We start from the raw sequence: 18,482 nt of genomic DNA, 5'->3' as shown, positions 1-18,482 counted from the left end.
GTAAAGCGAAGATGACGAAGGCCACGAAGACGACAGGGCATGACGGAACACGGCGGTAACGGGGAGGTATCCACGCATGGCGTGGGACGAGTGGGAGCAGCTCAAGAGCCAGGCGGCGGAGCGGCACTCGGCGAAGATGGAGCTCAACCAGCTCCCGGCGGACCCGGGCGGCGGGGGCGGGGACAGTCCGCAGGGTGATCTGCGGGTCAGTCAGAAGGACTTGGCCGCTGTCGGCGATGCCGCCTACCGGCTCCACCAGGACCTCACCCACTTCAGCACCTACGTCCGCGCCGCCTCCCTCACCGCGGCCGGCGGACTCAAGAAGCAGGGCTTCGCGCTCGGCGCCGCGCTGGACCACGTCGCCGAACGCTGGGCGGACCAGACCCGGTCCCTGCTTGACGCGACCGCCCACATCTCGAATCACCTCGACTACACCAAGGGCGCTCACGCCGGCGACGAGGTCTATATCGCCAACTCCATCAGCAGCATCTCCACCCTCGACGACGGCTTCGACCACCGGAGCGGGCAGAACTGATGGATCTCGACACGCTCCGGTACGGCAACTTCGACCAGCTCGGCGAGGCCGTCACGGACTGGCAGCAGATGACCAAGAAACTCGCCGATCTCAAGAAGGACGCCGAGGACAACCTCAAGGCCAAGGCGGACAAGGCGGATTGGGCCGGCCTCAACGCCACTGTCACGCGCGAGTTCGTGGACAAGACCGCCACCGAGTTCGGCGACGCGCACACACAGGCTGACTCGATCTCGAAGATCCTGAGTGACACGCACGGTGAACTCGTCGGTTACCGCACGCAGTTGAACAGCGCCATCGACCGCTGTGCCAAGAAGCACCTGACCGTTGTGGACACCGGCGACGGCACCTTCGTAGTCACCCAGAACACCCGCCCCGACTGGGCGTCCGACCCCAGCGGCAAGGCCGACACCACGAGCCAGCAGGACATCGACACGCTCCGCACGGAGATCGCGCACATCCTCGGCAAGGCCACCGAGAGCGACAACAGCGCCGCCAAGGTTCTCCAACTCCTTGTCGACCAGGCCGAGTACGGCTTCTCCGACGCCGTGTACGCGGACCGCGACTCCGCCGCCAAGGCCGTAGAAGCCGCCGACAAGCTGGCCAAAATCCTCGCCAAGGATCCGGGCGACGTCACCGACACCGAGCTGGACTCGCTCAACACGACGCTCGCCCAGTACAAGAACGACCCGCTCTTCGCGGAGAAGTTCGCGACCGACGTCGGCGCCAAGAGGACCATGGAGTTCTACGCGGGCCTGGTCGACGACGCCCAGTTCGCCGTCAACCCCCGCTCCCGCGAAGGCCTTTCGGCCGCACAGAAGGAACGGATGAAGCTTGTCGAGGGCTTCGAGAAACAGCTCGGCATGACGCTGGCCACGGCCAGCCACTCCGACAGTGACGCGATGCGGACGTGGAAGTCCGACGCCATCGCTCTCGGCGGCCAGAACGTACGGCCCAACGGCGAGAACCCCGTCTACGGCTTCCAGGCGATGAGCAACCTGATGCGCAACGGGGAGTACAGGACCGACTTCCTCCACGACTACGGCGACCACCTCATCGCCTACGAGAAGTCGCACACGTCGGACGAGTACGGCGGCCTCCAGCGCCGCGTCACCCGCGAGGACGTACTCCCCTGGGACCACTCCGGCCAGTGGGAGCAACTCCACTACGGCGACGCCAACGACGCCGGGCGCGACCCGATGACCGGGTTCATGGAGGCCCTCGGTCACAACTCGGACGCGTCGACGCAGTTCTTCAACGAGGGCGACAACTTCGACTACCTGGCCGACAAGCGCGAGTGGCCCGAGGACTACGTCGGCCAGCACGCGAAGACCATCGCGGGGTACGACTCGCTGGGGCACGCGTTGGAGTCCGCGACGACCGGGGCGCCGTACGACGCCCATCCGCCCGCGCTGCACCGCGACGCGGACACCGCCAAGGTCGCCGAGAAGGTGGTCGCGCTGTACGGGCGGGACGCCGAGTACAAGGGCCACGACCAAGTCGGCCTCAGCGGTGCGCAGTTGATGCACAAACAGCAGGGCATCTCGGACAGCCTCGGGAAGATCGGGGCCGCGTACATCGACGACATCGACTGGGCCATGGACCATGACGCCGACAAGTCGCTCTACGCCATGGACAACGGGGGTCGCAGCTCACTCGGCGAGCGCGCGCACTTCGACGCCAAGGGCCTCGGGGTCACCAAGTTCCTGAGCACGCTGGGGCAGGATCCGCTCGCGTACACCGAAGTGGGTCAGGCCCAGCAGGTGTACAGCACCTCCCTGGTCGACGCGCACCCGCCGACGGTCGACGCGCAGGGTCATGTGCACAGCGTCCAGGCCGAGACCGCGGTGCGTACGGGAGCCGAGGTCCAGGGCACACTCGACAAGTCTCGCGCCGAGCAGATCAAGGCTCACGGGCAGGCCATGGACGAGGCGTACAACAAGGCGATCGACGCCCGTATGGACCGCCAGAAGATGGTCGTCGGCGCGGTCACCGGAGGGATGTTCGCGCTCGTGCCCGAGGCGGAGACCGGTCTCGCGGCCACGGTGATCCCCATCGTCAGCGATCAGACCAGCGAAGTGTCGGGCACGCTGATCGAGAAGAACCTGGACGCGTACACCGAAGCGCAGCACAGGGACAATTCCGAGCAGTATCACGCCGAGGGAAACCAGGTCTTCGAGCACGGTTTCAAGGCATCGATGCAGCCGGCGTACGCGGTGCTCGACAGGGCCGACCATGAGTCCCGTTGGACCCGCGACAGCTATCAGACGCTCAGCAACGCGCTGCGCAGCGCACACCAGGACGGTTACACCAGCGGAAGCCAGCTCCAAGAAGACGTCGGCCAGCTCCCCTCCTCCGAAGGCTGAACCATGACCTTCTCCATCCCGAAGTCAGCGCTTCCGGCAGCGGTGGCCGTTCTCGCGGTCGCGCTCTGCGGCTGCTCGTCGAAGTCGACGCCGACGCCTGATCCGAGTTCTTCGAGCAAGGGACAGGCGGCATCGCAGGTGTGCGGCTCCCTGCTGAACGGCGAGCCCGCGTCCGCCCTGGAGAGGCTCACCGGCTCCCAGCACTTCGCCGAGTCCTCGCTCGTTCTGGACGAGAAGGTCAGGAGCCTCTCCGAGGCGAAGCAGAAACTACTCGGCGACTCTTCCTTCTCAGACCGGGGCAAGGAATTCGATCTCTGTCTGCCGGTCGCCACGGACGAGCTCACCGGAGGTCAACTGACCATCTCCGCCCAGTGGGTCAAGGTCGAGGCCGGAGACCACACCGAGAAGGGCGCCAACGGTTGGACGCATTTCGACATCGTGGGTGACGGTAAGGGGGCCGCGAGTGAGCCGTACGCGAGCGCGGCGTCCGACACCTCTCAACTCGTCTTCCGCTGCCCTGTCGGTCCCGGACGCGAGAAGAACACGGCGATCTCCGTGGGCATCACGACGTACAAGCTCGACCGGAACCACGATGCTCAAGCCCCTGAAGACCTGACCCGCATCGGGTACGGGGCCGCCGTGAAGCTCGCCAAGCAAATGAACTGCCTCCAGGAGAGCAAACTCCCCGCAAAGTTGGGCAACTTGAAGAAGTTCACCTGACCGGTGATCAGGCGCCACTCGCTTCCGGCCCCGCCCACCCACGCGCCCCGAACCTTCACAACTGACATTCGAAATAAAATGGACATGGCCTAAATTTTCCCTGGCCCGGGTTGCTAACTTGACCGCACAGCGAGGACGGGACGCATGATCCCGGCCGACAGAAGCATCGGTCGCCGGCGACACGGGGGAAGGTTACTGCCCATGGGGTGGGACGAATGGGAGCAGCTCAAGGGTGAGGCGCTGGCGCGCCAACAGGGCACCACGCACATGCGACTCAACTCGATCCCGGCCGATCCCGGCGGTGGCGGCGGCAATCCGCAGGGCGACCTCCGTGTCAGCCAGAGCGACCTCGCCGCGATCGGTGACGCCGCGTACGAGCTGCACCAGGCGTTCCAGCACGACAGCGACCTCGCCCGCATCAGCTCGATGAAGGCCGCCGGCGGCCTCAAGAGTGAGGGCTACGAGATCGGCTCGGCGCTGGACCACGTCGCCGAACACTGGGTGGACCAGGTCCAGTCGCTCCTCGACGCGACGGCCCACATCTCCAATCACCTCGACTACACCAAGGGTGCGCACGCGGGCGACGAGGCATACATCGCGGGCACGCTCAGCAGCATCGCCACGCTCGACAAGGGCTTCGACGAGCGGAAGGGCAGCTGAACCCGATGGATCTCGACGCGCTCCGCCACGGCAACTTCCACCAGCTCGACGAAGCGATCACCGACTGGCGGAACATGGCGAAGAAGCTCAAGACGCTCGCCACCGACGCCGACAAGAACCTCAAAGGCAAGGCCCACAAGGCCAATTGGGCCGGAGCCAACGCCACAGTCACGCGTGAGTTCATCGACAAGACCGCAGGCGAGTTCTCGGACGCCCACACTCAGGCCGACACCGTTGCCAACATCCTCAGCGACACCCGCGGGGAACTCGTCGGCTACCGCGACCAGGTGAACGAAGCCGTCGCGGGCGGTCAGAAGAAGAACCTGACCGTACTGGACACCGGCCAAGGCACTTTCGTCGTCACCAGGACCACCCGCCCCGACTGGTCCTCGGATCCGAGCGGCCAGTCCGACGCGGTCAGTCAGCAGGAGGTCGACGCCCTCCGCGACGAGATCCAGCGCATCCTCACCAAGGCCGCCGAGAGCGACTCCACCGCCGCCAAGGCACTGCGCCTCATCGTCGATCAGGCCAAGTACGGCTTCTCCGACGCCAGTTACGAGAACCGGGACGCCGCGGCGAAGGCCATCGCCGACGCCGACGCGATGGCCAGGATCCTCGCCAAGAACCCGCACGACGTGACGAACACGGAACTCGCAAGCCTCAACGCCAACCTGGTCAAATACAAGAACGACCCTCTTTTCGCCGAGGAGTTCGCCGAACAGGTGGGACCCAAGAAGCTGCTCACCTTCTACGCCGGTATCGCCGACCCCTACCAAGCCGGGTACGACCCCGAACGCGGCAAGCAGGCCAAGCAACTCCAGAAGAACCTCGGCATCGTCATCGGTCAGGCCACGCTCTCCGACAGCGACAAGATGCGGAGCTGGGAAAAGCAGATGACCAAGCTCGGCCCGGACCAGCTCGGCACCGACGACGCGAGCAATCCGACCGGCTATGCCGTCATGAGCAATCTCATGCGCTTCGGCGACTACGACGACCAGTTCCTCAACGACTACGGCGACAAGCTCCTCGCCTACGACAAGCAGGTCAACGGCGAGGGCATCAGTCTCTGGGTCAACAACGCCAACCAGGGCGACCTCAACTACTGGGGCTACAAGAACGACCGCGGCCGCGATCCGGTGACGGGCTTTCTGGAGGCGTTGGGGCACAATCCGGGAGCGTCGGAGCAGTTCTTCGCTCGGCCCGACGTACCGGAGGGCGCCGTGGACAGGGACACCGTCGACGCGAACTCCGAACTCAACGAGCACCTCAAGTACCTGACCCAGGAGCGCGTCTGGGTGTCCGACGCCACCATGGAGGGCGACCACGACTTCGTCGCCGGGCGTGACTCGCTCGGCCATGCCCTCGAAGCCGCCACGACCGGATACGCGTACGACGCCACCACGGACACCGTGAAGGCCGGTGGTGACCATCGCACGGCCGCTACCGCCGCCGTGATGGAAGAGGTGGCCTACCTCTACGGGGGCGAGGACGGCCCGAAGTTGCTGCACGACCAGCCCGAACTCGCAGACAGCCTCGGCAAGATGGGCGGCGCGTACATCGACGACATCGACTACGAACTGTCCGGTATCGGCGACCACAGCAAGGACGCGAGCGACTTCCCGGCCCAGTACGCCGGACGCGCACAGTTCGGGAACCAGGGAGCCATCGACTTCCTGAGCGTCCTCGGACAGAACGAGGACTCGCACAAGGCCGTGACAACCGCTCAGCACCTCTACACATTGAGCATGCTGGACGCGAACCCGGCCACGAGTGAGGCCCACATGAACCACGCCCGTGACGTCATGGCGGTCGGGGCCGAAGCCCGAGGCATCCTCGACAACTCCCGTGTACAGCAGGCGGAGACGACCTACGGCGAGAACTCCGAAGAAGCCAACAAGGCCCTGGGCAGGTCGGCCGACTGGAAGAAGCTGGTCGTGGGAGCAGTCGTCGCGGGCGGAGTCGCGGCCGTGCCACTGCCCGGCTCGACGGCCGCCGCACTCGTCATCGCCCCTCTCGCCGCGGACACCCTCACCGACGCGGCCAACACCCTGCTCGGCCAGGAGATCGACAAGGCCACGGACGACGCCGAATCCGACCCGGTCAACCAGTCGCAGGTGACCAGTCGGCAGTTCTACGGCAAGGGAGTCGACGACCTCGGATCAACCTACGACTCGTACTTCAAGGACCACCCGCAGGCACGGGCGACGGCCGACGAGCAGCAGTGGATCGAAGAGACGAAGAGCAGCTATCTGGGTACGGGCTCGCACGAGAACGACTACCGGGGCCGGCCTCCGTACAAGGACTGACCAAGGACAGGGAATGCGTCGAATCACAGGGCGTGCCACTCGAATGAATGCCCTCGCCATCGCCGCGGCGGTCGTACTCGTCGGCGGTTGCAGCAACAACGCGGACGACAGCGGTGCCGGAGGACAGAACACCGGTGTAGCGGCGGGGAAGGTGTGTGACGGAACCCTCGACGCCTCGGCTTCGGCTGCGCTGCGGCGGCTGGCAGGTTCGGATCGGTTCGACGAACTCACCGGAACGAATGAGGCGGGCGAGCCCAACACGTTCTCCGTGAGCAGAGCCGTCAAGCATCTGCACGACGAGTACGTCAAACGGAGTGCCTGCAGGGTGTACAAGTCCGGCGACACCAGTGACCAGCCACTTCTGGACGTCCGTTTCTCGGCGTCCAGCAATCACCCCTCCGCTTCCGCCGAAGCATCCACCGGCGACCGAGTCTCCTATCCCCTGGGCGTCTACGCACTGGCCGGCAGCAACGGAGCGGATCTCTTCTTCCGCTGTACCACCAAGGCAACGACCGACAACGCATCCGTCGGTGACACGAACTACGTGAAGGCGGAGATGTCCGCCGTGGCCAACAACATGCGCGGCGACAGTGTGAACCAGGACCGGATGGTGGTTCTCAACTCGATGGCCAGGGCAGTCGCCGAAGCCGCGGGCTGCGCGTCTACGGCCGCGCTGCCGGCCAAGGTCCCGTCGGGCGAGGGCACCTGACGTAGGGGTAGCGATGACCACAGTTGCAGCCAAGGGGACTGCTACGGAGTCGCGGGCGCAGAGCAGCCGTGTGCCTTCGCCGAGTGCTCGGCGAAGGTTCGTAGCGCGGTTTTCGCGTAGGCGCGTTCCGTTTCCGTCGGCTGCCGCTGGTCCACCGCACCCGTGCTCGCCCTCGGCGCCCGCTCCACTCTGAACACCGCCCGTTCGCCATCCACCGGGCACGCGGCGCTCCCCCAGTAGCCGCCGTCGTCCAGGAATTGTCCTGTGGCGGCGTCCGCGAGGGTGGGGACCGAGGTGTATCTGTCCAGCCCGTAGGCCGCCTTCAGTTGGGCCGCGTAGGGGCCGAAGTCAGCCTGGAGGGTGTAGCGGTGGTTGCCCAGGCCGTCGTCGCCCAGGAGGCAGGTTTCGCTGGGGGCTCCCGCTCGGGTCGTCTCCCTGGCCGTCGTCACGCCGGTGGTCGTGGGGATGGCCGCGCAGGTGCCGGACGCGGTCGACAGGGGCTCGAACTCCTCCTCTGTGACCGGGAGTCCGATGGTGCGGATCGTTCGGTCGCCCAGGTCGGTCGCGCAGCCGTAGGTCTTGGCCGCTTTCGTGGCCGTGCTCGTGGCGATGCGTACGTGGGCGGGGCGGGTGGCCGGGTCGTCGAGGTCTGTGCCGAGGTCCGCGTCGACTGTGACCGTCAGGCCCTGGACCCGTCGGCCGCCCGTCGATGACTTATCGCTGTCCTTGCCGCAGGTCAGGGCGAGCGTCGTCGTTGCCCCGCCGGAGGTGCTGAGGGTGCTGTCCATCGCGAAGAGACCGGACCAGCCGTGGCCGACGGGGACGGACAGCAGACCGCCGTTGGAGGCCCGAGCGAAGGACGCGTGGTAGAGGGAAGGGAGTCGGTCGCCCTCGCCGATTCTCGTCGTGTCGACGACGGTGACCTTCGCGCTGCGGTCGCCGACGGTGAGCGTGCACGTGTCGAATCCGTTGCCCGACCCGGTCTTCACGTCCAGGTGGTCGTCGCCCAGTACCGCACGGACGTCGCCGACCGACAGCATGCCTCCGCACGCCCGACCCGCCTCACGGTCATCCATGCCGTACAGCCAGATCGATGCCCCTACGGCCACCAGCACGCCCGTCGTCGCCAGTGCCGTACGCCGGACGATGTGCCTTCGTCTCAGCTCCACTGCTCCACCTCCCCCAGCAGCTTCGTGTCGTGGCAGTGCTGTGTCTTCGGCCAACCCGCGGGGGCGTTCAGGTAAGTGGTCATCAGTTTCTTTGCGCTGCCGGAGAGTTCGGCGCGGGCCGCCTCGGTCATCTTGAACCCGCCGTAGTCCAGATCCAGCGAACTGTCGATGTTCGGGCTGACCGAGACGCGGTGGTACGTCGTGCCGCCCACGCACTCCGACCGGGCCCACAGGGCGAGTTGGGCGCCGACGTTCGTGACGGCGTCCGGGCCGGGGCCGAGGCCGGGGTACTCGCCGTCCCCTACGTAGTCGCGGTACGCGCTGCGGCCCAACTCCCCCGACCAACTGGTGGCGTCGAGGGCGACGGGGTCCAGTTCGGTCGCCTGCGGGTCGCTGTAGTTGCCGCCCGAGTCCCTCCGGCGGTCGGCGCTGCACACACTCAGCAGGGGGGACTGTTGAAGGTCGCCGACCGCGGTCCAGGTGCCCGGCGCCGGTGCCGAGTCCTTGGCCGACATCCATCCGCATTTCGCGACGCTCCGGCCCGGCTCGTCGACACGGATCACTCGCGTGGGCGACTTCAGCGCACTGCCGCAGTGTTCCCGCCGCGCCACAGCGTTCGCGACCTGGACCGCGACTCGGAACTCCGTGTGTACAGATGCCTTGGACACGCCCACGGAGACGTACATCTGTGACGCCGAACGGGCGCGCCCGGCAAGGCCGTTCGGGCATTCCGCCACGATCCAGATGTTGCCGTCGTCGTCGCTCGCGCGGCCGGTGACGCCGGGGGCCTCGTAGCCAGGTGACAGGAGATCGTCGGTCTTCAGTGCGTACGGGAGGTGGTTGACGAGGGTTGCCGCTTCGACGTGTACGCCGCCCCGATCGCCCCACTCCAGGCTGCAGTTCAGCAACGAGCGGCTCTCCTGGCCGGGTTGGAGAAGGGTGCCGTACTGGTCGAGTGATCCCCGTGCGTCGTCCGGTACCCGGTCGCTGAGTTCGTCGTACGGCAGCAGGCCACCGCACGCCTTCTTCAACTGGGCCCTGTTGGCGGCGAGATGGCCACTCCCGTCGCCCGTCACCAGCAGCGTCACGCCGACCGCCGTGAGCAGGCCCAGCGTCAGGGTTCCGGCCAGCGGGAACCTCGGCTTCTTCAGCCTCACGCCGGTCAACACACCCCGTCCCGCATCGCGCTCGTCAACTCGCCCTCGCTCCAAGCCATGTCGTCGGCGACGCCGAAGCCGTGGACGCACGTCCAGAGGCCGACACCGGCCTTCGCGCCGAGGTCGACGCGGGCCACAGTGACGGAGGCGTCGGAGACTTCGGGGGCCGACGGGTTGATGCCGGTCCGCCAGGCGCGCACATGTTCCGCCAACACGCCATCACCGTCCGCCCCTATCACCCGCCCGCTCCGCTTCCCATCCGCTGACGCCGCCGCCGAGCATCCCGTACCGCCACAGCCGTCCCCCCGAGCCCCGCGACCGCGACCAACCCGCCGACGACCACGTACGTGCCCAGTCGTGTGTTCCGTTCGTCCGCCGTCTCGCCGAAGTGGACCGGGGTGACCGAGGGGGCCTCGCCCTTGGCCACGCCGCCCTCGGGCTTGGGGGATTCGACGGGGTGTTCGGGGTCCACATCCGTCAGGGCCTTGACCGGGTCCACGACGCCCCAGCCGACCAGGCGGTCGTGGCCGGAAATGGAGCGTTCCGCGGTCTGTTCGATCTGGGCGACGATCTGCTGGGCCGTCCAGTCGGGGTACTTGGACTTCAACAGGGCCGCCACGCCCGCGACATAGGGCGCCGAGAAGCTCGTACCGTTGTCGGAGCAGTGGCCGTTGCCCGGGACCGTGGAGATCATGTCGACGCCGGGGGCGGCCACGCCGACGAAGTCGCCGGACTGGGAGAAGGAGGCGCGTTCGTTGTTGCGGTCGGAGGCCGCTACGGCGAGGACGCCCTTGTAGGAGGCCGGGTAGGTGATCTGGACGTTGCCGCCGAGGCCGTCGTTGCCGGCCGAGGCGACGACCACGACGCCCCGTTCCAGAGCATGGTTCACGGCCGCTTCGAGGGTGTCGTCGGGGGCGACCGCGTTCGCCGTGTCCTGGGAGATGTTGATGACGCCGGCGCCCTTCTTGACGGCGTCATCGATCGCCGCCGTCAGGGTCGCGGCCGTGCCGTCGCCCTCCGCGTCGTTCTGCTTGATCGGGATGATCGTCGCGTCGGGGGCCAGGCCCACGAAACCGGTGCCCTTGGCGGGGCGGGCCGCGATGATGCCCGCGACGCGCGTGCCGTGGCCGACCGTGTCGGTGGTGCCCTGGTTGTTGCCGCGGTCGATCTTCTCGCCCTTGGAGTTCTTGGTGGGCAGGAGGTTCTCCCCCGCCGACGCGTCGACCGCCTTCTTCAACTGCGGGTTCTTGACGTCGACTCCGGTGTCGATGACGGCCACCTTGACGTTCTTGCCGGTGGACTGGGCCCACAGCTCGTCCAGGTTGACGCGTTGCAACGCCCAGGGGCGGCCCGTGTACGGCTTCGACGGGAACGTGCACTGGCCGTCGTCCGCCAGGGCCGGGGTCGCCAAAGACAGCGACAGCGGTACGGCCAGCATCGACGTCGTCACCGTGAGCGTGACCGCGGCCGACCCCGCCGCCGTACGGACCAGCCCGCGAGTCCTCAACATCCGTGTGACCGGCATGAGTTGGATGAGTTGCATGAGTTGATGCCCCCGTCGCGCCTACGAACCCTGCGGCTGGCGTGCCGCCGCCTCCGACAGGCGCGGGCCCGTCGGCAGGAACGTCGACCACTCCGCGGGGACCGGGGTGGGGGTGACCTTCTCGTAGCCGAGGCGGGTCTGGGCGATCTTGGCCTCGCTCAGTTCGTCCTTGCGCTGCTTGGCCGTAGTACCGATGCCGCTGTCGTCCGTGGCGCTGTCGCTGTTGGACTGCAGGGCGTAACGCAGGCCCGTGTCGGTGACCAGGAAGACGGGTCCCGCGTCGGCCTCGGTGCCCATGACCTGGCGGTAGAGCTGACCGGAGCCGGCCGTGACGTACGCGCTGGAGGAACCGGTGGGGAGGGGGGCCGGGAAGTCGGTGCCCGCCCAGGTGGAGAGTGTCGTCTTGTTGCCGCTGCCCACCGAACGCAGCACGTTGCAGACCGTGTTGCGGCCGCTGGTGGCGCTGGTGCCGTCGTTGACCGTCTTCGGCATGTACGTCGGCCAGTTCTTGTCGGCCTCGAAGGTCGTGCTGTCGGCGACCGCGCCGGGGCTGACCGGCTGCGCCTCGCCCGTCTGTCCGACCGGGACGAGGTCACCGCTGTTGAGCAGCAGCGTGGCGACGAACTCCGTGATGCGGGCGACCTTGCCGGGCAGCACCACGTAGTACTTCAGCGCCTGACCGTCGTTGGCCTTGATGACCTCGCCGACCTTGTCGTAGGCCCCCAGCTGGCTGGAGGCGTTCGCCTTCGTGCCCGGGGTGCCGTCGGTGATCTTCGGGATCTCGATCGCGTCGCCCTTGTGGAGGGTGTCGAGCCACTCCTGGGAGACGCGTTGCGGGGCGCGGCCCTGGGTGTCGAGGGCCTTGAGGAGTTCGTTGTCGGAGGAGTCGGCCAGCGGGTAGGCGGTGCCCTTGGCGTCGACGACGTACTGCTTCTTGCCGTCCGGGCCGACGACGTACATGAGGTCGCCGCCGGTGAGCTTGTCGCCGCCCTCGGTCTTGGACCAGTCCTTCTTGGCGAGGACGAACGACGCCTTCTGGATGGACCGGCCGCCGGCGGAGGGGCTCTCGCAGACCGCCCAGCGCTTCGCCGCCTCGGCCTCGTCGGAGGAGGGCAGGCGGTCGGGGGCGTACGGGATGCCGATGGTGGCGCCGTGCGGGGGCTTGCCGCTGTCGAGGACGTTCTCGTCGACCGTGATGACGGAGTCCTTGCTGGGGTCCAGCAGGAGTTTGGCGGAGGCCATGTTGAGGACCGGGTGGAGTTGGGCCTCCTTGCCCGTCTTCAACACCACGTACCGCGTGGTCGACTTGCTCGCCACGATGACGTGCTCGTTCGGCTTGGACCAGCCAGGCGGGGCCGTCGGCTTGAACATGCCGATACCGCCGAACACCGCGAGGATCACCACGCCGACGACGATGCCGGGCACCAGCGCGCTCAGCGGCTTCGGCGCCCCTTCTTCCGAGCCCGTGGGCGACGGCTGCAGGAAGGACGCGAGCGTGCGGCGCTTCGCGAAGGTGTAGGCGTTGAGTTCGTCACGCCGTGATGCCATCAGTGTCCGCTCTCTCCCCGTGCGGAGCCGTGGAGGACCTGTGGAGATACGTCCCCTGCCCCCGATTGCCTCTGATACCTACGGTGTCAGACCCGCCCCCTACTATGCCTGTTGCGTGGGTGTGCTTGTGTCACGGGTAGGGTGCTCTGGCCTTGAGGGGACCAGAGCGCAGGGAATTTCGGGAGAGTTCGGGGGTTTTGGAGTGATGGCTTCCGCAACGCGGAACCGGTCGCGATCGCAATCAGCATCGAGATCGGGGGCGGATTCCCGATCGGGCACGCCGCATCTGAAGTCCCGCTCGGGGCGCGGGGGTTCGTTCACGACCCAGCGGCTGGTGCTGCTGGAGATCGCCGCCGCGCTCGTGGTGTCAGGCTGGCTCGTCGGCCCGATGGCGCTCGTGCCCGCCGTCGTGCTCGCCTCGCTGCTCGTGGTCCTCGCTGTCGTACGACGCCGGGGTCACTCCCTGCCGGAGTGGCTCGGCACGCTGCTGGCGCTGCGCGCCCGGGTCCGGCGGGCGGCGAGCACACCGGTGCCGCCCGGGACCGACGCCGGTCTCGCGCCCGCCGTGGAGTGCGACCCGAACCTGCGGACGTACAGCTACCACCGCGGCGACGACCGCGACCAGCGGCCGGTCGGGATGATCGGCGACGGCGACTTCCTCACCGCGGTCCTCCAGGTGGAGTCGGACGCGGGCGCGCTGCGTGCCGAGCGCGGGCGCAGACCGCTGCCTGTTGGACTCGTGCGGGACACCCTCGAAGTCGACGGTATCCGCCTGGAATCGGCGCAGATCGTGGTGCACACGCAGCCGGCGCCCGCGCTGCACCTGCCGCAGCAGTCGGTCGTGGTGAGCAACTACGCGCCGCTGCAGGCCCAGACGGGCTCCCCCGCGGTGCGCATCACGTGGATCGCGCTGAAGCTCGACCCCGAGCTGTGCCCCGAGGCGGTGGCCGCGCGCGGCGGCGGGCTGATCGGCGCGCAGAAGTGTCTGGCCCGGTCGGCGGAGCACCTGTCGAGCCGGCTGTCCGGTGCCGGTCTGCGGGCCAACGTGCTCTCGGAGGAGGAGCTGACGGCCGCGATCGCCACCTCCGCGTGCGCCAACCCGATGGTGACCGCGCAGGCCGGCCGGACCGAGGCGCCGCAGCGGCGGACCGAGGAGTCCAGCCGCAGTTGGCGCTGCGACAACCGCCGGCACACCACGTACTGGGTCCGCCGCTGGCCCCAACTGGGTGACTCCGGCACCTCGTTGGCGCAGCTCGTGGCCCAACTGACCGCGGTCCCCGCGCTGGCGACGACGTTCAGTCTGACGCTGGCCCCGGGCGAGCAGCAGGACGTGGCGCTCACCGGGCACCTGCGGATCACCGGCCGCAGCAACCAGGAACTGACGGACGCACGGCGCGAGTTGGAGCAGGCAGCCTGCCAGGCACGTACCGGACTCGCCCGTCTGGACCGCGAACAACTCCCCGGCGTTCTCGCCACGTTGCCCCTCGGAGGTGCCCGCTGATGACCATGACGCCCACAGAGCCCCGGGCCACCGGCCTCACCTCCCGACTCCGCGCCGGATTCGGCCTGCTCGGCCCCCGCCATCCGCGCCACACGCTGCCCGTCGACCAGGTGGAGGCGCTGTCGCTGCCCATCGGGGACGACGGCGTGGTGGTCGGCATAGACCCCGAGGGCCGGCCGGCCGTGCTCGGGGTCAACCGCCCTACGCCGTACGACATCCTGCTCATCAGCGGCCTGTGGACGGCCCAGGTGCTGGCGCTGCGCGCGGCGGCCACGGGGGCGCGGGTCGCCGTGGAGACGGGGCGGCCGCAGGCCTGGATGCAGATGGTGCACGCGATGGGCGGCGGGCAGAACGGCCTGGCGGTGTACGACGTCGGCCGGGTCCCCCCGCAGGGCGCCTCCGCCGGTACGCCCGTGCTGGTGGTGCGGGACTGCGGTATGCGGCCGCCGCGCGGGCGGGTGACGTCGGCGCCCTGGCAGTCCGTGCTCACGCTGCTGCCTTATCTCAGCCCGGTCGCACCGCGGTTGATGCGGCAGGCGCGGCTGGTGGGCGTGCAGCGGGTGTCGCCGGACGAGGCGGCGGAGATCGGGCGCGTGATCGGGCTGCCGCGCCTCGACCTCGACGCACTGCCCACGCTGCCCGACGGCGTCACGCTGTGGTGCACGGAGCGGGATCGGCAGTACGTGATGACCCAGCCGACGGACGCGGAGATCGGCCTGCTGGGCATGGCCCGCCGCATGGACTGACGGACGGACTGACGGACAGGCGGACGGACCGGAGTACCAACTGAAGCACCAACTGGACTGACCGGACGGAATGAGATACCCCGCCTGTCCCATTTGGTCGTTTTCCAGGGTGATTTGATCCGCTATCGCCGGTCTCGGTCGTGCGGGCATTCACGAAGGGGTGGGCGGGCCTGCCGAGTCCACGGTTTTGGTGATTAGGCTGGGACTGGGCACGTCACGAGTATCCGCGAGCGGGTGGTGCGTGGCCCAGGGGCCCCAGGGGGACAACCCGGCGCATCGGACGGTGCGAACCGTCGCCCCGGCACGGCATGAGGGTGCTCGACCACACCAGGAGGAATTGTGAGCAGCGATCGGGACGGGATCCGCGGGGGCTGGGCCACGCCCGGCGATGACCAGCCCGACGACGAGTCCGCCATCGAGATGACGGGCGAGTTCACGATCGACTACGCGCCGCCGGCCTGGTACACGCAGAACTCCTCGGGCGCGTCGGGCGCGTCCGCACAGGCCTCGCCGCCCCCGACTCCGGCGGGCGGTACGGCGATGCCGCCCCCGCCTCCGGCGCCCCCGGTCGGACCCACGTTCCCGGTGCCGGCCCCGCCGGACAACTCCGGTTTCCAGGCCGGCTGGGCGCCCGCGGTCCCCGAGGAGGAGCCTGCGAACGGCGACCTCGTGAGCGGGGCGACGATGCGGATCTCTTCCGCCACGTTGAAGCGGGAGATCGCGGAGCGCGGTGCAGAGGCGCAGGCCGATGGGGAGACCCCGGCGACGGCTGAGGCTCCGGCCGAGGTTTCTGTGGGTGACGAGGGTTCCGTCGACGGTCCGGAAGGCGCCGAAGGTTCGGGCGCCGGTGACGGTGACGCGGAATCGGGCTCCGGGGAGCCGGAGTTCGAGGGCGAGGCGCCGGAGAACGGTGACACCGACGGCACCGACGCCGCCGAAGTGAGCACTCGGGGCGAGGACGACGCGGTCGGCGAGCCGGACGCCGGGGAGTCTACGGAATCCGCGAACTACAGCGACGGCGAGAGCACCGACGACGCCTCCGCGTCCACGGCAGCCCCCGACACGGACTCGGCCGACGCCCCGGCGGATGGCGCAGCCGGTGACGTGGCCAGTGACCCGGAGCACGAGTCGAGCAGCGCCAACGCCACGCCGCCCACGCCCGAGGCCGACTCCCCCCAGGCCGCCGACCCGGCCACGGGTGCGACCGGTGACGTACAGGAAGCCCCTCCCGCGTGGACTCCCCCGCCGGCCCCGCAGAGCGGTGTCCCGCCGCTGCCGCCCTCCTACCAGCCCGCCGCCCCGGCCCCGGCCGACCAGTGGCCCGCACAGCCCCAACCCCAGGCCCAGCCCCCGTCGGTGGACCCCGCCGCGCCCCAACCGCCCGTGCCGCAGCAGCCCGTCGCGGCCCCGGCCCAGCCGCCGTTGCCGCCCCAGCAACAGCCCCCGTTCCAGCCGCAGACACCGCAGCCGGCACCGGCGGCCTGGGACGCACCGGCGACGCCGACCCCGCAGGGCCCGGCGCCCACGCCCGCGGGGGACCGCACCGGTTACGCCTTCCCGCCCCCCGCGCCGAACCAGCAGAGCGGCTACGGCTTCCCGCCACCACCGGCACCGGCACAGCAGGCCCAGCCAGCCCCCAACGCGCCGGACCAGCAAGGCAGTTACGGCTTCCCCCCTGCGCCCGCGCAGCAGGGCCAGCCCAACCCCGCCGCACCGAACCAGCAAGGCGGCTACGGCTTCCCGCTCCCGCCCGCGCAGCAGGCCCAGCCCACCACACCACCCCCGAACCAGCAGGGCAGCAACGGCTTCCCGCAGACACCCGCGCAGCCGGGCCCGCCCGCCCCCAACGCGCCGGACCAGCAGGGCAGTTACGGCTTCCCCCCTGCACCCGCGCAGCCGGGTCCGCCCAACGCCCAGAGCGGCTACGGCTTCCCCCCTGCACCCCCCGCTCCCGCGCAGCAGGCCCAGCCCGACGGACCGCAGCTCCCGCACACACCCCAGCCGCAGGCGCAGCCGCACCCCCAGTCCCAGCCCCCCGCCCAGCCCCCGGTCGACCCCCGCACCGGTGCGGCCTGGCCGCAGCCCATGCAGCACGACCAGCGGCAGCCGACCAACCCCGGTGCCGCGCCGCTCGGTTACACCGCGGCCGTGGAGCTGTCGTCGGACCGGCTGCTCAGCAACAAGAAGCAGAAGGCTAAGAGCGGTCGGCCCGGTGCCGCGCCCTCGCGGTTCAAGCTCGGCGGCAAGAAGGAAGAGGCCGAGCGGCAGCGGAAGTTGGAGCTGATCCGTACGCCGGTGCTGTCGTGCTACCGGATCGCGGTCATCAGCCTCAAGGGCGGTGTCGGCAAGACCACGACGACCACCGCACTCGGCTCCACCCTCGCCACCGAGCGCCAGGACAAGATCCTCGCGATCGACGCCAACCCGGACGCCGGTACGCTCGGCCGCCGGGTGCGGCGGGAGACCGGGGCCACCATCCGTGACCTCGTCCAGGCGATCCCGTACCTCAACTCCTATATGGACATCCGCCGGTTCACGTCCCAGGCGTCGTCCGGGCTGGAGATCATCGCCAACGACGTCGACCCGGCCGTGTCGACCACCTTCAACGACGAGGACTACCGGCGCGCGATCGACGTGCTGGGCAAGCAGTACCCCGTCATCCTCACCGACTCCGGTACCGGTCTGCTCTACAGCGCGATGCGCGGTGTGCTCGACCTCGCCGACCAGCTCATCATCATCTCGACGCCGTCCGTGGACGGTGCGAGCAGCGCGAGTACGACGCTGGACTGGCTGTCCGCGCACGGGTACGCCGACCTGGTCTCGCGCTCGCTCACGGTCATCTCCGGTGTCCGCGAGACCGGCAAGACGATCAAGGTGGAGGACATCGTCAGCCACTTCGAGACGCGCTGCCGGGGTGTCGTGGTTGTGCCGTTCGACGAGCATCTCGCCGCCGGTGCGGAGGTCGACCTCGACATGATGCGGCCGAAGGTACGGGAGTCGTACTTCAACCTCGCGGCGCTGGTCGCCGAGGACTTCGTCCGCCACCAGCAGATGCACGGCCTGTGGACGAGCGACGGCAACCCGCCCCCGATCCTGGCCCCACCGATGCCGGGCCAGCAGGGATACCCGGGGTACCCAGGACAGCAGGGACAGCAGGGACAGGGTTATCCGGGCCAGCAGCAGTACCCGGGCCAGGAGCACCTGTACACCGGCCCGCCCCCCGGCCAGCAGATGCCCGCAGGCCAGCCCGCGCCCGGTCAGCCGTTCCCCGGCCAGCAGGCTCCCGGCCAGCCGGGCCCCTACCCCCAGCAGCAACAACCGCAGCCTCAGACGCAACCCCCGCACCCCGGCCAGCAGCCCTACCCCCCGCAGGGTCAGCCCCCGGCCCAACAGCCCGCCCCGCCGTACCCCCAGCACCCGGGTCAGCAGCCCCAGCCGCCGTACCCGCAGCACCCGGGCTACGGCCAACCGCCGCAGGCCTCTCAGCAGGACGGCGACCAGCCCCCGCCTCCCCCGCCGCCTGCA

The 18,482-nt window shown here is 69.1% G+C and carries 14 protein-coding genes; 9 read left to right on the top strand and 5 right to left on the bottom strand.

What is annotated here, in order from left to right:
- Positions 1-76: 76 nt before the first annotated feature.
- The 6 genes from ACFWP5_RS37430 to ACFWP5_RS37405 all read left to right on the top strand — a co-directional run bounded on the left by ACFWP5_RS37430 (position 77) and on the right by ACFWP5_RS37405 (position 7,293).
- Positions 77-535, top strand: a complete 459-nt coding sequence (locus tag ACFWP5_RS37430) for a hypothetical protein (protein ID WP_384167241.1) — start codon at positions 77-79, stop codon at positions 533-535.
- On the top strand, positions 535-2,898 hold the full coding sequence (locus tag ACFWP5_RS37425) for a hypothetical protein (protein ID WP_384167238.1): 2,364 nt from the start codon (positions 535-537) through the stop codon (positions 2,896-2,898). Before ACFWP5_RS37430 ends, ACFWP5_RS37425 begins: the two co-directional genes overlap by 1 nt.
- 3 nt (positions 2,899-2,901) lie before the next feature.
- Positions 2,902-3,618, top strand: coding sequence for a hypothetical protein (locus ACFWP5_RS37420; protein ID WP_384167235.1), 717 nt, complete (start codon positions 2,902-2,904; stop codon positions 3,616-3,618).
- Positions 3,619-3,819: 201 nt separating this feature from the next.
- Positions 3,820-4,278 (top strand): hypothetical protein, encoded by a 459-nt coding sequence (locus ACFWP5_RS37415; RefSeq protein WP_384167232.1) that lies wholly within the window; start codon positions 3,820-3,822, stop codon positions 4,276-4,278.
- Between the two features lie 5 nt (positions 4,279-4,283).
- Positions 4,284-6,584 (top strand): hypothetical protein, encoded by a 2,301-nt coding sequence (locus ACFWP5_RS37410; protein ID WP_384167229.1) that lies wholly within the window; start codon positions 4,284-4,286, stop codon positions 6,582-6,584.
- Positions 6,585-6,627: 43 nt separating this feature from the next.
- On the top strand, positions 6,628-7,293 hold the full coding sequence (locus ACFWP5_RS37405) for a hypothetical protein (RefSeq protein WP_384167227.1): 666 nt from the start codon (positions 6,628-6,630) through the stop codon (positions 7,291-7,293).
- Between the two features lie 41 nt (positions 7,294-7,334).
- On the opposite strand, the gene ACFWP5_RS37400 is transcribed toward ACFWP5_RS37405, so the two are convergent.
- Genes ACFWP5_RS37400 through eccB form a run of 5 tightly spaced genes read right to left on the bottom strand, consistent with a single transcriptional unit; the run spans position 7,335 to position 12,710 of the window.
- Entirely contained in the window at positions 7,335-8,462 is a 1,128-nt protein-coding gene (locus ACFWP5_RS37400; RefSeq protein ID WP_384167224.1) for a hypothetical protein, read from the bottom strand.
- Complete coding sequence (locus tag ACFWP5_RS37395; RefSeq protein WP_384167221.1) at positions 8,453-9,619, bottom strand: hypothetical protein; 1,167 nt, start codon at positions 9,617-9,619, stop codon at positions 8,453-8,455. Before ACFWP5_RS37395 ends, ACFWP5_RS37400 begins: the two co-directional genes overlap by 10 nt.
- A gap of 5 nt (positions 9,620-9,624) precedes the next feature.
- Positions 9,625-9,834 (bottom strand): hypothetical protein, encoded by a 210-nt coding sequence (locus tag ACFWP5_RS37390; RefSeq protein ID WP_384167218.1) that lies wholly within the window; start codon positions 9,832-9,834, stop codon positions 9,625-9,627.
- Positions 9,835-9,854: 20 nt separating this feature from the next.
- A complete protein-coding gene (gene mycP, locus ACFWP5_RS37385) occupies positions 9,855-11,144 on the bottom strand; it encodes a type VII secretion-associated serine protease mycosin (RefSeq protein ID WP_384167215.1) in 1,290 nt (429 codons plus the stop codon).
- A gap of 39 nt (positions 11,145-11,183) precedes the next feature.
- Positions 11,184-12,710 (bottom strand): type VII secretion protein EccB, encoded by a 1,527-nt coding sequence (gene eccB / locus ACFWP5_RS37380; RefSeq protein ID WP_384167212.1) that lies wholly within the window; start codon positions 12,708-12,710, stop codon positions 11,184-11,186.
- Positions 12,711-12,915: 205 nt separating this feature from the next.
- Between eccB and eccE the strand changes: the two genes are divergently transcribed.
- From eccE to ACFWP5_RS37365, 3 genes are all read left to right on the top strand, one after another.
- Complete coding sequence (gene eccE / locus ACFWP5_RS37375; RefSeq protein ID WP_384167209.1) at positions 12,916-14,211, top strand: type VII secretion protein EccE; 1,296 nt, start codon at positions 12,916-12,918, stop codon at positions 14,209-14,211.
- A complete protein-coding gene (locus ACFWP5_RS37370; protein WP_384167206.1) occupies positions 14,211-14,957 on the top strand; it encodes a hypothetical protein in 747 nt (248 codons plus the stop codon). The genes eccE and ACFWP5_RS37370 overlap by 1 nt, the downstream gene beginning before the upstream one ends.
- A gap of 339 nt (positions 14,958-15,296) precedes the next feature.
- Positions 15,297-18,482: SCO5717 family growth-regulating ATPase (locus ACFWP5_RS37365; protein WP_384167203.1), on the top strand; the 3,186-nt coding region annotated here is incomplete at its 3' end.

Source organism: Streptomyces sp. NPDC058469, assembly GCF_042721125.1.
GTDB lineage: Bacteria > Actinomycetota > Actinomycetes > Streptomycetales > Streptomycetaceae > Streptomyces.
This window is presented reverse-complemented; position numbering and strand designations above follow the sequence as displayed.